This window comes from Roseateles puraquae (genome assembly GCF_002205845.1).
Classification (GTDB): Bacteria; Pseudomonadota; Gammaproteobacteria; order Burkholderiales; family Burkholderiaceae_C; genus Pelomonas; species Pelomonas puraquae.
Genome location: NZ_NISI01000014.1, coordinates 80,967 through 95,834, shown reverse-complemented (window position 1 = coordinate 95,834; position 14,868 = coordinate 80,967). Strand labels below are relative to the sequence as shown.

Annotated in this window: 16 protein-coding genes; 6 read left to right on the top strand and 10 right to left on the bottom strand. The window is 63.9% G+C overall.

The annotated features are described in order from the left end of the window. Positions 1–8 precede the first annotated feature (8 nt). Positions 9–515: a YHS domain-containing (seleno)protein gene (locus tag CDO81_RS24185; protein WP_206602168.1), complete on the top strand. Its 507-nt coding sequence runs from the start codon at positions 9–11 to the stop codon at positions 513–515. Between the two features lie 114 nt (positions 516–629). Here CDO81_RS24185 and CDO81_RS24180 read toward each other — a convergent pair whose 3' ends face one another. The 3 genes from CDO81_RS24180 to CDO81_RS24170 form a co-directional block, all read right to left on the bottom strand. After that, a complete protein-coding gene (locus tag CDO81_RS24180; RefSeq protein ID WP_088485813.1) occupies positions 630–845 on the bottom strand; it encodes a hypothetical protein in 216 nt (71 codons plus the stop codon). Between the two features lie 20 nt (positions 846–865). Further along, positions 866–1,489 (bottom strand): sigma-70 family RNA polymerase sigma factor, encoded by a 624-nt coding sequence (locus CDO81_RS24175; protein ID WP_158218411.1) that lies wholly within the window; start codon positions 1,487–1,489, stop codon positions 866–868. A gap of 112 nt (positions 1,490–1,601) precedes the next feature. Next, positions 1,602–2,012 carry a DUF4148 domain-containing protein gene (locus CDO81_RS24170; RefSeq protein ID WP_088485811.1) on the bottom strand — a complete coding sequence of 137 codons (411 nt, stop codon included), beginning with the start codon at positions 2,010–2,012 and terminating at the stop codon, positions 1,602–1,604. Positions 2,013–2,293: 281 nt separating this feature from the next. On the opposite strand from CDO81_RS24170, the gene CDO81_RS24165 reads away from it, so the two are divergent. Continuing rightward, complete coding sequence (locus tag CDO81_RS24165; RefSeq protein WP_088485810.1) at positions 2,294–4,408, top strand: putative bifunctional diguanylate cyclase/phosphodiesterase; 2,115 nt, start codon at positions 2,294–2,296, stop codon at positions 4,406–4,408. Positions 4,409–4,467: 59 nt separating this feature from the next. On the opposite strand, the gene CDO81_RS24160 is transcribed toward CDO81_RS24165, so the two are convergent. The 7 genes from CDO81_RS24160 to CDO81_RS24130 are packed head-to-tail and all read right to left on the bottom strand — an operon-like array spanning position 4,468 to position 11,637. Further along, positions 4,468–5,847 carry an alpha/beta hydrolase gene (locus CDO81_RS24160; RefSeq protein ID WP_158218410.1) on the bottom strand — a complete coding sequence of 460 codons (1,380 nt, stop codon included), beginning with the start codon at positions 5,845–5,847 and terminating at the stop codon, positions 4,468–4,470. 24 nt (positions 5,848–5,871) lie between these two features. Further along, positions 5,872–6,084: a GDCCVxC domain-containing (seleno)protein gene (locus tag CDO81_RS28960; protein WP_088485808.1), complete on the bottom strand. Its 213-nt coding sequence runs from the start codon at positions 6,082–6,084 to the stop codon at positions 5,872–5,874. Positions 6,085–6,093: 9 nt separating this feature from the next. Beyond that, complete coding sequence (locus CDO81_RS24150) at positions 6,094–7,023, bottom strand: HD-GYP domain-containing protein (protein WP_088485807.1); 930 nt, start codon at positions 7,021–7,023, stop codon at positions 6,094–6,096. Further along, positions 7,020–8,147 (bottom strand): FAD-dependent oxidoreductase, encoded by a 1,128-nt coding sequence (locus CDO81_RS24145; protein WP_088485806.1) that lies wholly within the window; start codon positions 8,145–8,147, stop codon positions 7,020–7,022. Before CDO81_RS24145 ends, CDO81_RS24150 begins: the two co-directional genes overlap by 4 nt. After that, positions 8,144–8,746, bottom strand: coding sequence for a TIGR04282 family arsenosugar biosynthesis glycosyltransferase (locus tag CDO81_RS24140; protein ID WP_241517130.1), 603 nt, complete (start codon positions 8,744–8,746; stop codon positions 8,144–8,146). The genes CDO81_RS24145 and CDO81_RS24140 overlap by 4 nt, the downstream gene beginning before the upstream one ends. Before the next feature lie 22 nt (positions 8,747–8,768). Continuing rightward, positions 8,769–9,467, bottom strand: coding sequence for a TIGR04283 family arsenosugar biosynthesis glycosyltransferase (locus CDO81_RS24135; RefSeq protein ID WP_088485804.1), 699 nt, complete (start codon positions 9,465–9,467; stop codon positions 8,769–8,771). Between the two features lie 10 nt (positions 9,468–9,477). Next, positions 9,478–11,637 carry an FAD-dependent oxidoreductase gene (locus CDO81_RS24130; protein ID WP_193466536.1) on the bottom strand — a complete coding sequence of 720 codons (2,160 nt, stop codon included), beginning with the start codon at positions 11,635–11,637 and terminating at the stop codon, positions 9,478–9,480. A 110-nt stretch (positions 11,638–11,747) separates the two neighbouring features. Between CDO81_RS24130 and mtnP the strand changes: the two genes are divergently transcribed. The 4 genes from mtnP (at position 11,748) to CDO81_RS24110 (ending at position 14,865) form a co-directional block, all read left to right on the top strand. Then, positions 11,748–12,707 carry an S-methyl-5'-thioadenosine phosphorylase gene (gene mtnP, locus CDO81_RS24125; protein WP_241517128.1) on the top strand — a complete coding sequence of 320 codons (960 nt, stop codon included), beginning with the start codon at positions 11,748–11,750 and terminating at the stop codon, positions 12,705–12,707. A gap of 181 nt (positions 12,708–12,888) precedes the next feature. Then, positions 12,889–13,191, top strand: coding sequence for a BufA1 family periplasmic bufferin-type metallophore (locus CDO81_RS24120; RefSeq protein WP_088485802.1), 303 nt, complete (start codon positions 12,889–12,891; stop codon positions 13,189–13,191). A 34-nt stretch (positions 13,192–13,225) separates the two neighbouring features. Continuing rightward, entirely contained in the window at positions 13,226–14,092 is an 867-nt protein-coding gene (gene bufB / locus CDO81_RS24115) for an MNIO family bufferin maturase (protein WP_241517127.1), read from the top strand. Between the two features lie 5 nt (positions 14,093–14,097). Further along, on the top strand, positions 14,098–14,865 hold the full coding sequence (locus CDO81_RS24110; protein WP_206602167.1) for an HvfC/BufC N-terminal domain-containing protein: 768 nt from the start codon (positions 14,098–14,100) through the stop codon (positions 14,863–14,865). The last annotated feature ends 3 nt before the right edge of the window (positions 14,866–14,868 follow it).

Sequence of the window (14,868 nt, the reverse complement as noted above, 5' to 3'; positions counted from 1 at the left end):
AGTAACTGATGAATACGAGTCTGCGCATGCCGCGCCGAGGCCTTCTCGCCGCTCTGGCCATTGCTGCCAGCGTCGTTGTGACGATCCCCTCAACCGCCCTGGCCTATGACGAAACGTCAGCGAGCGCGATCAATGTGGATACGCGCGGCGTTGCCCTGAAGGGCTACGACCCCGTGACCTATTTCGGCAGTGGCGGGCCCCAACAAGGCAAGGAACAGTTCACAGCACAGCATGACGGTGCGACGTACCACTTCATCTCGGCTGCAAGCCGAGATGCTTTCCTCGCAAATCCCGGCAAGTACGCACCTGCCTTCGGTGGGTTTTGCGCCATGGGTGTCGCACTCGAGAAGAAGCTAGATGTGGACCCCCAAGCTTGGAAGGTCGTCGACGGCAAGCTGTACCTCAACGTCAACAAGGACGTTCAGAAGCGCTGGCTCGACAACGTGCCGGGCAACATCAGTCAAGCCAACAGCAACTGGCCCAAGCTGAAGGACAAGGTCCCCAAGACGCTCTGAGTGCGCGAAAGGGGTCTGGACGTGGCCGCGAAGGCGGCCCGTCCACTGGCGGTGGGGCCCGCGCTGGGCTGGTTCAGCACGCATCGCGTGCCGGCCGGTCACCAGCGCAACGCGTCACTTTGATTCACGGGCCTCGGTGTCATCGTCGCCACCGGAGAACAGGTCCCGAGACAACTGCTGCACCTCGGTCAACTGAAGAGCAACGTTCTTGCAGTTGCTGCACATGGCCAGGTGAATTCGAAGCCGGACGATTTGATGCCAGCGCAGGCATTCGTCTTGACTCAGCGTCAGCAGTTCAGCCACCTGACGACAGGAATACAGCAGATTCATTGGCATATCTCGGACCTAAGTCAGTGACGCTGAATACAGATCCTCAGCGCCATCCGGGCGCGGTGAAGGATGGTTCGACAGTGGTCTGAGCTGATGCCGAGGCGCTCGCAAATCTCGCCGTTCTCAAAGCCCAGCCACTCGCGCATCATGAATACACGGCCGGTCTGCGTCGGCAGCGCGCCAACGCAGCGTTCCAGCACATCCATCAGTTGTCGCCGCTCCACGCGATGCTCGGGCTGTTGCCAGTTGGGTACTGCATTGACGTAGCTGCCGTCTGGCGCGTACTGCTGGTCGAGCTCCGACTGGAGTGCGTCCTCGTCAGCGTTCCATTGCACCGTTCGGTGCCGCGCGGACGATCGATACCAATCGGACACCTTGTGCTTCAAGATGCTGATCGCCCATGTGCTGAGGGAAGACTCCCCGCGATGCTGTGACTGTTGCTCGACCAGGACGATCAGCGTGTCCTGAACCAGATCTTCAGCAGCACTTGGGTCATGAACGGCGAACCGTGCATGCCGGAGCAAGCGCTGACGAAGGGACGGAAGCGCAGCTGCGAGGGCATGCTTCCCCAGCTGCTGTACGTCGGCCGATTCGCGCGGCGATTCAGCCGCGTGGTGAATGCTGCGGGGCTGGGCAGGCGACATGAGAGGCGGCTCCTGGCGGTTTCGCAGCGGCGCGCAGGGCGCAAAAGATTGCCGGCCTGCGCTGCTGCTTGCCCCCTTGGACGGCTGAGCACTTCTTTCATTACGGAGCTTGCTACTTCTTCGAAGCGGCGCCGCTGTCGCTGCGGCCAGCAAGGCGCACGTCAGCCACGACGTCATTCGACGTCGCCGGGGCCGTCCTGCCCAGGTTGAGGTTTGCACCGTAGACGTCATTGGCTGCGGCCTGATTGCCGTCGTGACGCGCCTGCGAAAGCTCAGCCAACACTTGGTCTCGCGTGATCGAGGTGCGTGCGACGCCACCGGCCGACATCTCGAACGAGCGAGGCGAGTCGCCAAGCGTCCCGAGTTCACCTGCCCGTTGAGCCCGGACCAGTTCGGCCCGAACCTCGGCTCGGGTCAAGGGATGCGCGCCGGTTTGATCGGGGGCAGAGTTGGGGTTGCCGGCGTAGCTGGCGAAAGAGGCAATCGAGAGGGCCAGGCCGGCGATGAAATGACGGTTGTTCATGTGAGTTCCTTTCGGTCTTCGACCGCTGTTGAGGGCGACTGAACGCAGGACGGCAAGGTCTTTGGATCAGTCGATGCAGTAGTCGCTCGGCAGCCGTCAAACGTGACGGCCCATACCGGTGACCGTGTAGAAGGCGGCGCAGGTATGTGACCAAGTTCCGAAACGATCCGTTGGCTGGAAACTGCGCTGGATGCCGGCGTAAGGAATACCAGGGCTCGTTCGTCTAGCGGTCAGCGTGGCGCCCGCTTGGCGGGCCATCCTCACCTGCAGAAACCGACGCCATGAACCCAACAGCCGCCCGCCGCACATGGGGCTGGTTCGCGCGCGAGCGCAGGCCCGGCCGCCCCCTCAAGCTATGGCATCGCATTGCATACGGGTTCGCGTCGCTGCTGGTCCTGATGGCGGTATTGCTCGTCGTAGCCGTTCTTCAGTTCAGGACTCTGGCCCATCACAGCGACCGGATGCTCAAGGTCGATTTCCAGCGAATGCTGCGCGTGCAGTCTGTCTACCAGCACGCGCAGGGGCACGGCGCAGCCATGGCGCGACTGCTTACCTCACCGAGGGCTGATCGCGAGCCCGTCTATGTGCTCGCAGACGCCGAGTATCTTCAGATAGACCGGACACTGGCGCAGCTGCAGCAAGGCGTCGGGGACCTGGAGTCGTTGCCATTCCTTGCTGAGGTAGGCCTACGCCGCCAAGAGTACCGGACGATATTCATCGACGTGGTCTCCAGCATCGAAGCGGATGAAGTTCCTCAGGCGAGCCGGCTATTCAACGGACCGGGCCTGGCTGCGCTCAATCGCCTGTTGGCTGCCTCCGAAGCACTGCTGGCCCATGAGCGGCTTGCACTCGAGCGCCGCCAATCTGCGGTGTCCGAAAGAATCGCTCGCTCAGAGTGGGGCCTGGCGACGCTAGCCCTGGCTGCCTTGGTGGCCTCAGCGGTCATGGCCTGGCGAATCACTACAAGCATTGCGAAGCCGCTGGCCCGCATCGAATCTGCTGCAAGTCTCATTGAACAGGGCCAGTACACCTCCCGTGTCGAGGTGCGGGGCGGCGCTGAGATTACGCGTGTCGCCGACGCCATCAACAGGATGGCAAAAGCCGTTGCGGTACGAGAGCGAGCCATAGAACGCCTGGCCTATACAGATCGCTTGACCAACCTCCCCAATCGCAATGGGCTGATGCGCTTGGCTGACGCTGGCACATGGCCAAGGCCTTCTGTCATACACATCGACTTGGCTCGATTGCGCAGCATCAACGAGGTATTGGGCTTCGACGCGGGCGACGACGTGTTGATGCATTTGGCTGCCCGCCTGCGTTCGCAGGCACAGCTGGAAGGATTCACGCTGGCACGGCTTGAAGGGGGCGTCTTCGTCTGCATCAGCCCCAGCCGTTCTCGCCAGTCGGTCGAGGAGCTGCGCGCCCGGCTGGACGCTGTGCTTTCCGGCTCGATGGTCTGCGCTCTGCAGACCATCGATGTCCGTCTGGTTTACGGGCTGTCCGCTCGCGACACTGACGGCCCTGTGACGCTCGACCTCCTGTTGCGCGAAGCCGAACAAGCCGCTGCTGAGGCCAAGCGCCAGCAACAGGTGTGGCGCTGGCACGCGGCTGGTGATGTCTCGGCCCGCGCGCGTCAGCTCGGACTTCTCTCGGGGCTGGAGTCTGCAGCTGACAGTGCTCAGCTTGAGATGTGGCTGCAACCTAAGCTGGAGCTCGCCTCTGGGCAGATGCGCAGCGTGGAGGCGCTCGTCCGATGGCGTCATCCAGATTGGGGCTACGTGGCACCGTCGGAGTTCATCCCCTTCGCAGAACAGACGGGCCATATCGGCATCGTGACGCACGCCATGCTTGAACAGGCACTGTCCACTCTGGGCAGGTGGAAACTCACACACCCGCTACTGAGCATTGCCGTCAACGTGAGCACGCTCGACATCCGCGACACGGCGCTGCCGACGCGAATCGCAGGCATGGCCGCACGTCACGGCGCGCCGCTCGACATGTTGAAGCTGGAGATCACCGAAAGCGGGCTGATGTCGCACGCCGACGCCGTCATGCCAGTACTGCGTGCGCTGTGCGAGCTGGGCGTGAAGCTATCCATCGATGACTTCGGAACAGGCTATTCATCGCTTTCGTACCTACATCGTCTCCCGGTTTCCGAGCTGAAGATCGACCGCAGCTTTGTGACACAGGCTGACGGCGCGCCAGAGGCTGCAGCTTTGCTGGGCACCATCATCGAGCTTGGCCACAGCCTTCAGCTGAGGGTCGTGGCCGAGGGTGTCGAGCGCCCCGAGGAACACAGCCTGCTGCAGCGCCTGCGTTGCGACGAAATCCAGGGCTACCTCATCGCCAAACCAATGCCTTTGGTCGACTTTGAGCGGCGACTCGCAGCCATGTGAAGGTTCGCAGGGTCGGAGCGTGATGGCAATGGTGTCGGATCCGCCGGGGGGGCTGTGCTTCAACGGCGGGGCAAAGCATCCCAAGGGAGCATAGGCGTCAGAAGGATGTGGAGCAGGTTGTCCTGGAAGTTCGGATTGCTGGTCAGCCTGTCGTGGCGCTCGCAAAGGAAGAAGTAGTAGGCCAGGGGCAGGAAAGCCTCCTCGTGCTGCGGTGCACTTGGATCCAGCGTTTCCCGGGCGAGAAGCGACGGCTTCGTGACCCTGCCGTCACCAGGTTCAAAGAGGTCATGAGCTGAGGCGCGCCCCCGAAATCCGGTGTTCGGCCCTTGTGCGCGTGTCGCCCCGTCAACATCTCGAATCTGCAGTCTCGCCGGTGTCTGCTCGCAGTTGCCCCCAAACAGCACATAGCGGATCGGCGAACGGGGTTCCGGTGTCGAAAGCATCCAAGCCAGGCGACGTGCTCTTTCCAGATATGTCGCGAAGAGCCGCTCGTCGATGTTTTCCCGATCGACAGAAGGCTGCTGGCGTTGGGCAGTCCTTGAACGGGCGAAGATGCCCATGTTGAAGCTTCTCCACGTGGTCGTGTCATACAGATCCGCGTCGACGGTATGCCCCTGCGCGTCGAGCAACCATGGAGCCAGAGGGTGCGGCAGCAGCTGAAAGACCGACGGCATCGTGGCGATGACATCCGGCGGGATCCGGCCTAGACCGACGGGCTCTCCACCGATCATTCCCTCGAGTGCCGAGATGGATCCAAAGTTCGGCGTCCCCAGGAGAACCAGCTTGCGCACATGTTCGGCACCATAGAGGGTGATGTCGCCGGGGTCTCCTCCCAGCACATCCCTGGGCCCGAATCGGAGGTAGTAGCGGGCAACCACGCCGCCCATGCTGTGCGCCACGATGTCGACCTTGAGTCTGGGATCGTGGTGGTCGATGCGAATCTGTTGGATGAGTCGTTCCAGCGCCACCGCGTGGAGGGCGTTGTCCTGGCGCCAGTCATAGGGGAAGACATAGAGCGCTCGCCCCGTCGCCGGCGGTGCCTGGCCGGGGCGCGTCCTGACATAGCCGCCGTATCGCACAAGCGTTTCAAGCAGTGGTCTGTAGTAGTCGAAACCAAGGACCTGCTCTGCCAGGTCGAAGGCCTCAACCGGCGAATCCACGCTGCCGCGCAACGCAAGCTCGCGATAGTCGGAGAAGAGCACGCTCTGCCAACTGCCCGGCCAGATCTCCTCGCCCGTCGTCACGCGCCGGAGCTTGGAGCCGAAGAGGCCGGGAATCAGAATCAGCGGAGTCCGATCAGGCGACGTCGAGGCACCCTGGTAGCTGATTCCCAAGTCCGGCCTTGGCGGCAGCAAGCTGCAGGCGCTCAGGACAAGGGCCACAACGAACGCTGTGACGCGCGACCTGAGTGCGGGGCGTAAGCGGTCTTGATCGGTCAATTGAAGTGGCACCGAGGCGATCGATCAGCTGCAGCACGAGCGGCCCGACGCGTCTTGCTGGACGGGAGGGCATGGTGTGCTGCCGAAAGAGCAGACAACGCAGCAGTCGCCGGGCCTGGGTCGAAGCACGACCCGACACCCAGGGCATTCGTAGAAAAACTGACAAGCATCGAATGGCATTGTTGCCCGCTCGGCGTGGCCACAGTACGGGCATGTCAGCAGCGACATCAGTTCCATGCAGTCGCCTCACGCCGCGTCGAGCGTCTTCAGAAACTCGCGCGCAGTGTCGGCCACGAAGCGCTGGATCAGGGCCAGGTCGGGCGTGGGTTGGAGTGCGGCGGCACTCGCGCGCTGCTCAGTGGCAATCGCGTTCAGCGAACCATCGTGCACATCCGCCTCCAGGCGGTAGTCACTGCCGCAGTTGAAGCAGCAGACATGCTCTCCCGCCTGCTGCTCCCGCCGGAGCACCAAGGTGGGGCCGCAACGCAAGCAGGTCCTCAGAGGAATGCCATCGTCACTGTGACCGGCGATGTGGTCGAGAAGCCCCTCGCGGCCCAGCGCCATCATGTGGCGGCCCAGGGATTCATCGAATTGCCGACCCAGCGCTGCTTCAAGCTTGTCCAGCGCCATAGAGACGGGCATCCCGGGGCGGTAGGGGCGGCTGCTGGTCATCGCGTCGAAGGCGTCGCAAATGCCGACCACCCTGGCGGCCATCGGGATCGCGGTGGCGCTCAATCCCCGCGGATAGCCTCGTCCATCCGGTGTCTCGTGATGATGAAGAACCGCCTCGCGCGCGAGGTCGGCCAGCGGATGTCCAGCAAGCATCCGGGCGCCTTGCTCGGGGTGGGTCTTGATGACCTGGTACTCCTCGTCGGTCAGGCGGTCCGGCTTGCGCAGAATCGCATCCGGAATGCCCACCTTGCCCAGGTCGTGAAGAAAGCCGCCGATCGCGATTCGGGCGCATTCGTGTTCGGGCAGGCCGGCGCGTTCGCACAACAGACCGGCGTAGCGCGACACCCGCCAGAGGTGCCCACCGGTGTACGGATCGCGTGCTTCAACGACCCAGGCCACGACGAGCAGGCTGGCGAGGATTTGCTCGCGCTGGACCCACCGGTCCTGTCCAAGTCCGCGCGCGTCGGCCTGGCGGCTGATACCCAGAAAGCTGAACAGGCTCATGCGAGGTCCTTGTCGTTCAAGCGCGCCACGAAGCGGCGATCGATGTGGTCCTTCCACCGCCAGGTCCAGCGACCCCACGATGAAAAGCCACCCCAGCTGGCAATCGCCTGTCGGTTGCCCGTGCTGATCAGGTAGAGGGCGCGCCGCTGGGGTTCCCAGCCGCGCGGCGCACGGCCTTCGCAAAGTGCCCGAAGATTCTGCGCCAGCACGGGGCCGGCGCGCACGGCGAAGACACCCGACTTGGGACGCTCGCTTGAATAGCAAGCCACATCTCCCGCGGCGCAGACGTCGGGGTGGGACCGGCTTTGCAAGCTAGGCCCCACCCGGATGAAACCGCGTGCGTCGGTGCTCAAGCCTGCCCGCGCTGGCCATTCGGGTGCTGCGGCGCCCGTCACCATCATCGCGGCGTCGACCGGCAGGCTGCCGCCGCCGTCCAGCCGCACATGGTCCGGGCAGATTTCGATCACCCGACTCTCTCCAATCCACCGTATGCCGTGTTGGCGAAGTAGAGCTTCGGCTCGTCGTTGCGCCGAGGTGGGCAGACCGTCCAGGGGCAAAGATCCGCTCCCCAACAGACTGATGCGCAGATGTGACCAGCCGTCGCGCCAGGCTCGCTGACGGATGGCGAACGCCAATTCCACCCCTGCCGCACCTGCCCCGATGATGGCGAGCTCGAAGCGCGCGCAGCGGCTCAGGATGCGGTCTACCAGCGCTGGCCATGCCGCTACAAATCCTTCGATCGGCCGCACAGGAAGTGCGTGAGTTGCCGCACCGGCCACGGCGGCCAGTGCTGCGACGGGCCCCGTGTCGATCGACAGGCGGTCGAAGTGCAGCAGGCGTCCATCGGCACAGCGCGCGTGACGGGAGTCAGCGTCCAGTTCGATGACGGCCGTTTCATGGAAGGTCACGCCGGCGCGCGCTGCGAGATTGGCGAGTTGGATCGAGCAGGCTTCCAACCGGTAGTGGCCGGCAATCCAGCCCGGCAGCATTCCGGAGTAGATCTGCCGGCGGGATGGACTCACCAGGCTCACCTGCCAGCCATTGATCGGCCGCCGGGCCAATTCGGCCAGCACCTGCAAATGAGCATGACCGCCGCCGATCAGGATGAGTTGGCGTTGCGTCATGCGGGGTCAGCGACCCAGGCCCGCAGCCGAGTCAGGTCATCGGGTAGGTCCACGTCCCACAGCGGATCGAACTCTCGAACCGCGAGCCTCTGTGCCTGCGCTCTGGCGCGCGTGTCGTTCATGACGGCGGAGGTGCTCCAGGTCATGCGCTCGAACAGCGCCGGCTGCGGGCGCCTAAGTCCGACGAGCACATAGCCACCATCCTCTGCGGGATAGAACACCGCGTCGTGGCCGGCGAGCAACGCCTGGGCGGCCTCGCGCAGATGCCGGGGCTGCAAGGCCGGGCAGTCGGTGCCAATGAGGAGGGTCGGCCCTTCAACACACTGCAGACGGAAGGCCGTGTGCATGCGCTCGCCCAGATCCCCGCTGGGCTGCGTCAGGCAGCGCACGCCCTCGAAGCGCGCCAGCGCACGGAAAAAGCGATGGCGTATGTCCGGCGTGCACCAAAGCGTCACCGGCCCCAGACCAGCGGCCCGTGCGGTGCGGACGGCGTCGCGTGTGAACTGTCGCTGTAACCGTGCCGCTCCTGCGGCGCCGAGCGCTGGAATGAGCCGCGTCTTGGCCAGGCCGGCGATCGGCGCCTTGGCCAAGATCGCCACTTGAACGCGACTGAGCGCCGGGTTACTGGGGGTCGCGCGGACGGTAGCCATATTGAATTGCCAGTTGCGCCGGATCGGCGCCGAAAAAGTAGGCAGCGCGCAAGCGCCACATCAGCCAAATGGTGCGCCACGCGCCGTGCTTCTCCCAGCGGCGCGCCGATGTCCGGACCTGGGTGCGCAGGCAGACTGGAGCGCTCAGTTTGTTAAGCAGCGTTGACATCGCGATGTCCTCCATGAGCGGCAAATCGGGGAAGCCTCCCACCTGCTGGAACAACTCCTGGCGCATGAAGATCGCCTGGTCGCCCGTGGCGATGCCGGTGAGGCGGGAACGCAGATTCATCAGCCGGGCCACCCAATGCAGCAAGGGCCGGTCACTGTCGATGTGAACGTCGAAGCGTCCCCAGGCGATGGACCGCCGGCATGCATCCGCCACGAGCTGATCGGCCTGAGCCGGCAGCACGGTGTCGGCATGGAGGAAGAGCAGCACCGGCGCCGGACAGGCTGCAGCACCGGCATTCATCTGCGCAGCTCGGCCACGCGGCGCGAGCAAGGCGAGATCGGCGTGCTCGCGAGCGATGGCGAGGCTGTCGTCATGACTTCCACCGTCCACGACGACGACATGCGCACCGCGATTTCGAAAGATCTGAAGCGCGCTCAGACGTTCGGCCAGTTGAGGGCCTTCGTTCAATACCGGGACGATGATGCAAAGACGTGGCTTCATCGTGCTGCTTTCATCCCAGGCGCCAGCGGTGGAACCGCGCCAGCCCTCTGAGAACCCCTTGAGGCGCGTGCGCGCGCTTCCAGTTGCCGGCTACGTATTTGTTGGCCTCGGCGAGGGTCGGGTAGATGTGGATCGTGGCGAGCAACTGGTTCAATCCGATGCCATGCTTCATTGCCAGAACGAACTCCGCCAGGAGGTCTCCCGCGTGCTCACCCACGATGGTGGCGCCGAGGATGCGATCCTTGCCAGGCACCGTGAGCACCTTGATGAAGCCATGGTCCACGCCGTCCGCGATCGCGCGGTCCAGGTCATCCAGCCCATAGCGCGTCACTTCGTAGGGCGTACCGCGCGCTTTGGCCTCCAGTTCATTCAGCCCGACACGCGCCACCTCGGGCTCCACGAAGGTGGCTGCCGGAATGACAGAGTAGTCCGCCCGGAACTTCTTGAACGGAGAGAACAAGGCGTTGACTGCGGCGTACCAGGCCTGATGCGCCGCCGTGTGTGTGAATTGATAGGGGCCGGCCACGTCACCTGCCGCGTAGATGTTCGGGAAGTTGGTCTGCAGGTAGCCGTTCACGTCCACGGTACGACCGACTGAAACTCCCAAGGACTCCAGCCCGTAACCCGCAAGGTTGGCCTGGCGGCCTACGGCTACCAGCAGTTCATCAAATGGAATTCGCACATGCTCGTTGCGGTGTATCGCCACCAGGAACTTGTCATCGCCTTCGAGGTCGATGCGCTGGGCCTCGTGCCCGGTCAACACGGTCACGCCTTCTGACTCGAAGCGCTGCGTGACTGTTTCGGAGACCTCTGCATCCTCTCGCGACAGGATGCGGTCCGCCATTTCGACCTGGGTGACCTTCGACCCCAGGCGTGCGAAGGCCTGGGCCAACTCGCAGCCGATCGGGCCGCCACCCAGCACCAGCAGACGACGCGGCAACGCGCGCAACTGCCAGACGTTGTCAGAGGTCAGCACCTGCACACGCTCGATGCCCGGAATGGGGGGCACGAAGGGCCTGGCACCGGCAGCGATCACCAGGGCGCGGGTGGTGAGCCGTTCAACGCGACCATCACGGTGGTTGATTTCTACCTGCCAGGGCGAGATCACGCGCGCAACGCCTTGCGCTACCTCAACGCCCAGTGCGGTGTAGCGCTCCACCGAGTCGTGAGGTTCGATGGCTTTGATGACGCGCTGCACGCGCTCCATCACCTCGGCAAAGTCGTATTTAACCTCGGCAGCGTGGATGCCGAAGTCCTTCGCGCGGCGGATCTGATGAACGAACTTCGCGGAGCGGATCAGCGCCTTTGATGGCACGCAGCCGGTATTCAGGCAGTCGCCACCCAAGGCGTGCTTCTCTACCAAGGTCACACGTGCCTTGAGTGCTGCCGCGATGTAGGCCGTGACGAGCCCCGCCGATCCGCCGCCGATGACGATGAGATTGCGGTCGAAATGCCCGGGGCGCGGCCAGCGCGCGTAGACCTTGTGCGCGCGCAGCCGGCCCGCAAGCCCTATTGCAAGCCCTTTTGCAAGCCACGGGAGGAACCCCAGCAACACCAGCGAGCCCAGCATCGCCGGGGAAAGGACATCGCCCAACGACTTCAGGTTGGCAAGTTGAGTCCCGGCGTTCACGTACACGAGCGTCGCGGCCAGCATGCCGACCTGGCTGACCCAGTAGAAGGTCCACGGTCGCATCGCTGTCAGGCCCATGCCCAAGTTGATTGCGAAGAACGGCAGCACCGGCACCAGGCGCAGCGTGAACAGGTAGAAGCCGCCATCCCGGGCCACACCCTCGTTGAGCGCAGCCATCCGCGTCCCGAACCGAGCATTCACCCAGGCACCGAGCAGCCAGCGTGAACTCAGGAACGCCAGGGTTGCGCCCAGACTGGAGGCGAACGACACGATCAGCGTTCCCCAACCGAGCCCAAAGATGGCCCCGGCCGCCACGGTCATCAAGGCGGCGCCAGGCAAAGAGATGGCAGCCGCCGCCGCGTACCCCAGGAAGAACATCAGACCAGCCAACCAAGGGCTGGCGCGTCGCCATGCCTCCAGTTCGGCCTGACGTGCCTTGATGCTTGCAAGGGTCATCGTCTGGGCAAAGTCCGACTGGTAGACCAGCACTGCGCCGACCAGGAGCAGTCCGATCAGAAGCCAACGGGTGTTCAAGCGCATCAAGGACCTTTGCGGCGGAGCTACTCGGGGAGCTGGGGGAAGCCAGCGCCTTTGCTGCCATAGACGCGCATCGCGCCGCAGACCTTACAGACGGCAGGTAGCACAGCTGCGTGCTGCCGGGCCCCTGTAAGAACCCACGAGGCTCGCCGTCCAACACCCATCACCACTCGGAAACTTTCATGAATCGAGCTCGAATCGGCATCATCGGCGGCAGTGGCCTGTATCAAATGCCGGGCTTGACCGACGTTGAGGAGATCACGTTGGACACGCCCTTCGGTGCGCCGTCTGACAAGATCTGCGTGGGCCGACTGGCCGGTGTCGAGGTCGCATTCCTGGCTCGCCATGGGCGCAGTCATAGCTGGATTCCGAGCCAGATTCCTTACCGCGCCAACATCTACGCCTTGAAGTCCCTGGGCGTGCAGTACCTGCTTTCGGTGTCTGCCGTGGGGTCCATGCGGGAAGAGATCGCGCCGCTCGACATGGTGCTGCCAGATCAGTTCATCGACCTGACTCGCCGCCGCGAGGGCAGCTTCTTCGGTGACGGCGCCGTGGCACACGTGTCCCTCGCTGATCCCGTGTGCCCGGTGCTGTCGCAAGTCATGGCCGACGCCTTCGGTGAATGCGACTTGCAGGGCATCCGGCTGCATCGCGGGGGCACCTACGTCTGCATCGAGGGTCCCGCGTTTTCAACCCGTGCCGAGTCGATATGGTTTCGTGGCATGGGAGCCTCCGTGATTGGCATGACCAACATGCCCGAAGTCCGGCTCGCCCGCGAAGCCGAGATTGCCTACGCCACGCTGGCGCTGGCGACCGACTGGGACTGCTGGCATCCCCACCAGGCCTGCGTGACAGCCGAGATGGCGATCAGCAATCTGCGAGGAAACGCGGAGCGTGCGCAACGGCTACTTCGGCGCGCGGTCGAGCGACTGGCTGCCGAGTGGCCCACGTCGACTGCACACACTGCACTTGATGCTGCCCTGGTCACGCCAATTCCTGCGATGACCGCGGAGGTGCGCCAGCGGCTCGCTGCGCTGCTCGCACGCCGAGAGACAACCGCTGTGGGCTCTTGAGATTGCGCAGCGACGGCGGGTTTGCCCCAGGTTGAGGTCGCAAGATTTCCGCATCCTGGCTGTAAGAACGTCGCTGGCTGAGCGTCTATGGCACTGCGAGCCGAACCTGACCGTTCATGACAGCGGCGGGGACGGGATCAGCGCTAGCCCCTTCTTTCATTCGACCCATTGGAGCCTTTCTATGACGAGCCCTTCCTCCACGAAGATTTCCGCCGCGGCGCTCGCCGTCGCACTGGGCGCCGCGTTTGCAGCCATGCCTGCAGCCGCTCAGGCCCCTGAAAAGGAAAAGTGCTTCGGTGTCGCCTTGAAGGGCAAGAACGACTGCGCCGCCGGTGCCGGCACGACCTGCGCAGGAACCTCCAAGGTCGACTACCAAAGTGATGCCTGGGCCTTTGTGCCGAAGGGCACCTGCGAAAAGACCGTCTCGAAGACCTCGCCCACTGGGTTCGGCCAACTGCAAGCCTTCAAGGCCAAGAAGGCCTGACGGCCCGATTCGCTTCGGATCCGCGCAGGTAACCGTGAAGCTCCCTCCAAGGGCCGGCATCGGATTGAAGCCCCAGCACTTCCGCGAGGTGCTGGCGGTTCAGCCCGACATTGGGTTCTTCGAGGTCCATGCCGAGAACTACATGGTGGCGGGCGGGCCCTACCACCACTTCCTGGGCCGCATCCGTGAGCAGTACCCGCTCTCGATTCACGGTGTGGCCCTGAATCTCGGGGGTGCGGGCCCGCTTGATGAGGCCCATCTGGATCGTCTGGTCGAGCTCATGCGGCGGTATGAGCCAGCCTCGTTCTCCGAGCACCTCGCCTGGTCGAGCCATGGCGGCGTGTTCTACAACGATCTGCTGCCCGTGGCCTATGACCGGCCAACGCTTCAGCGTGTCTGCTCGCACATCGACCATGTCCAGGAGCGCCTGGGGCGTCGCATGCTGCTCGAGAACCCTTCCACGTACGTGCAATTCGAAACCTCGTCCATGAGCGAGTGCGGCTTCCTGGCGGAGGTGGTGACAAGAACCGGATGCGGCTTGCTTCTCGATGTGAACAACCTGCACGTGTCCTGTGTCAATCACGGCCGTGATGCTGTGGCCAGTTTGGCAGACTTCCCGCTCTCGGCAGTCGGTGAAGTTCATGTTGCCGGCTTCACCCGCGACGCAGACGCGGCGGGAGCACCCTTGCTGATCGACAGCCATGCGGCGCCTGTCGATGTCGCGGTCTGGGGTCTGTATGCCAGTGTGCTGGCCAGGCTGGGTCCTGTACCAACGCTGCTCGAACGAGATCAGGACATTCCAAGCCTGTCCGAGTTGCATGCCGAGGCCCAGCGGGCAGATCTCTTGCTATCGAGCGGGTCGGAACGGAATGCGGACCTTTGTCTAGAGGGCGCGCAATGACAGGCATGCTCGAAGCGGTACCCGCGCGCTTGGCGCCAGCGCTGCTAGATCCGGGTCATTCAACGCCGACGGGCTTGCGTACCTGGAATGAATCGGACCCGGCGCGACGACTGGCAGTTCACAGGAACAACGTCCTGAGTTCCCTGATCGATGCGCTTGCCGACACCTTTCCCGTGGCCCTGCAGTTGGTCGGAGAGGAGTTCTTCCGCGCGATGGGCGCGGCTTTCGTCCGCGCTGCTCCTCCGCGCATGCCTGTGCTTGCCCAATATGGTGGGGAGTTCCCCGGCTTCGTGGCTGCGTTCCCGCCTGCGATGCAAGTTCCCTATCTGGCTGATGTTGCGAGGTTGGAGTGGTTGCGTGTGCTGGCCTATCACTCGGCTGACGCCGATCCGGTCGGGCCAGAGGCACTGCAGGCGCTGAGCGGCAGTGGTGCATCTCTGGACGAGATCTACCTCTCGCTGCATCCATCGGTACAGGTGTTTTGCGCGCCTTTTGCCGCGGTGAGCATCTGGGCCGCTCACCAAGGGCAGCTCCGACTAGAGGACATCGACGTCAACGTCGGTGAGGACGCCGTGGTGCTTCGGCAGGCGCTGGATGTCCTTGTCCTGCCGACCGACTCGGCCTCGACCCAGTTTGTCCAAGCTGTTGCTGCGGCCTCGTCGATTGCAGTGGCGCTTGAAGCTGCAAAGACTGAGGCCACTGATTTCAATCTGGTGGCTTTCCTAGCCACATTGTTCAGCCGAGGCGCGGTCACCGCCTTAGAGCTGCGCTGACCC

Excerpts from the sequence above, each read along its gene's own strand:
- CDO81_RS24185 (WP_206602168.1), top strand. The coding sequence starts at position 9 with ATGAATACGAGTCTGCGCATGCCGCGCCGAGGCCTTCTCGCCGCTCTG.
- CDO81_RS28960 (WP_088485808.1), bottom strand. The coding sequence starts at position 6,084 with ATGGAACTGATGTCGCTGCTGACATGCCCGTACTGTGGCCACGCCGAG.
- CDO81_RS24150 (WP_088485807.1), bottom strand. The coding sequence starts at position 7,023 with ATGAGCCTGTTCAGCTTTCTGGGTATCAGCCGCCAGGCCGACGCGCGC.
- CDO81_RS24120 (WP_088485802.1), top strand. The coding sequence starts at position 12,889 with ATGACGAGCCCTTCCTCCACGAAGATTTCCGCCGCGGCGCTCGCCGTC.
- CDO81_RS24170 (WP_088485811.1), bottom strand. The coding sequence starts at position 2,012 with ATGAACAACCGTCATTTCATCGCCGGCCTGGCCCTCTCGATTGCCTCT.
- CDO81_RS24135 (WP_088485804.1), bottom strand. The coding sequence starts at position 9,467 with ATGAAGCCACGTCTTTGCATCATCGTCCCGGTATTGAACGAAGGCCCT.
- CDO81_RS24165 (WP_088485810.1), top strand. The coding sequence starts at position 2,294 with ATGAACCCAACAGCCGCCCGCCGCACATGGGGCTGGTTCGCGCGCGAG.
- CDO81_RS24180 (WP_088485813.1), bottom strand. The coding sequence starts at position 845 with ATGAATCTGCTGTATTCCTGTCGTCAGGTGGCTGAACTGCTGACGCTG.
- CDO81_RS24110 (WP_206602167.1), top strand. The coding sequence starts at position 14,098 with ATGCTCGAAGCGGTACCCGCGCGCTTGGCGCCAGCGCTGCTAGATCCG.
- CDO81_RS24130 (WP_193466536.1), bottom strand. The coding sequence starts at position 11,637 with ATGCGCTTGAACACCCGTTGGCTTCTGATCGGACTGCTCCTGGTCGGC.
- CDO81_RS24175 (WP_158218411.1), bottom strand. The coding sequence starts at position 1,489 with ATGTCGCCTGCCCAGCCCCGCAGCATTCACCACGCGGCTGAATCGCCG.
- CDO81_RS24145 (WP_088485806.1), bottom strand. The coding sequence starts at position 8,147 with ATGACGCAACGCCAACTCATCCTGATCGGCGGCGGTCATGCTCATTTG.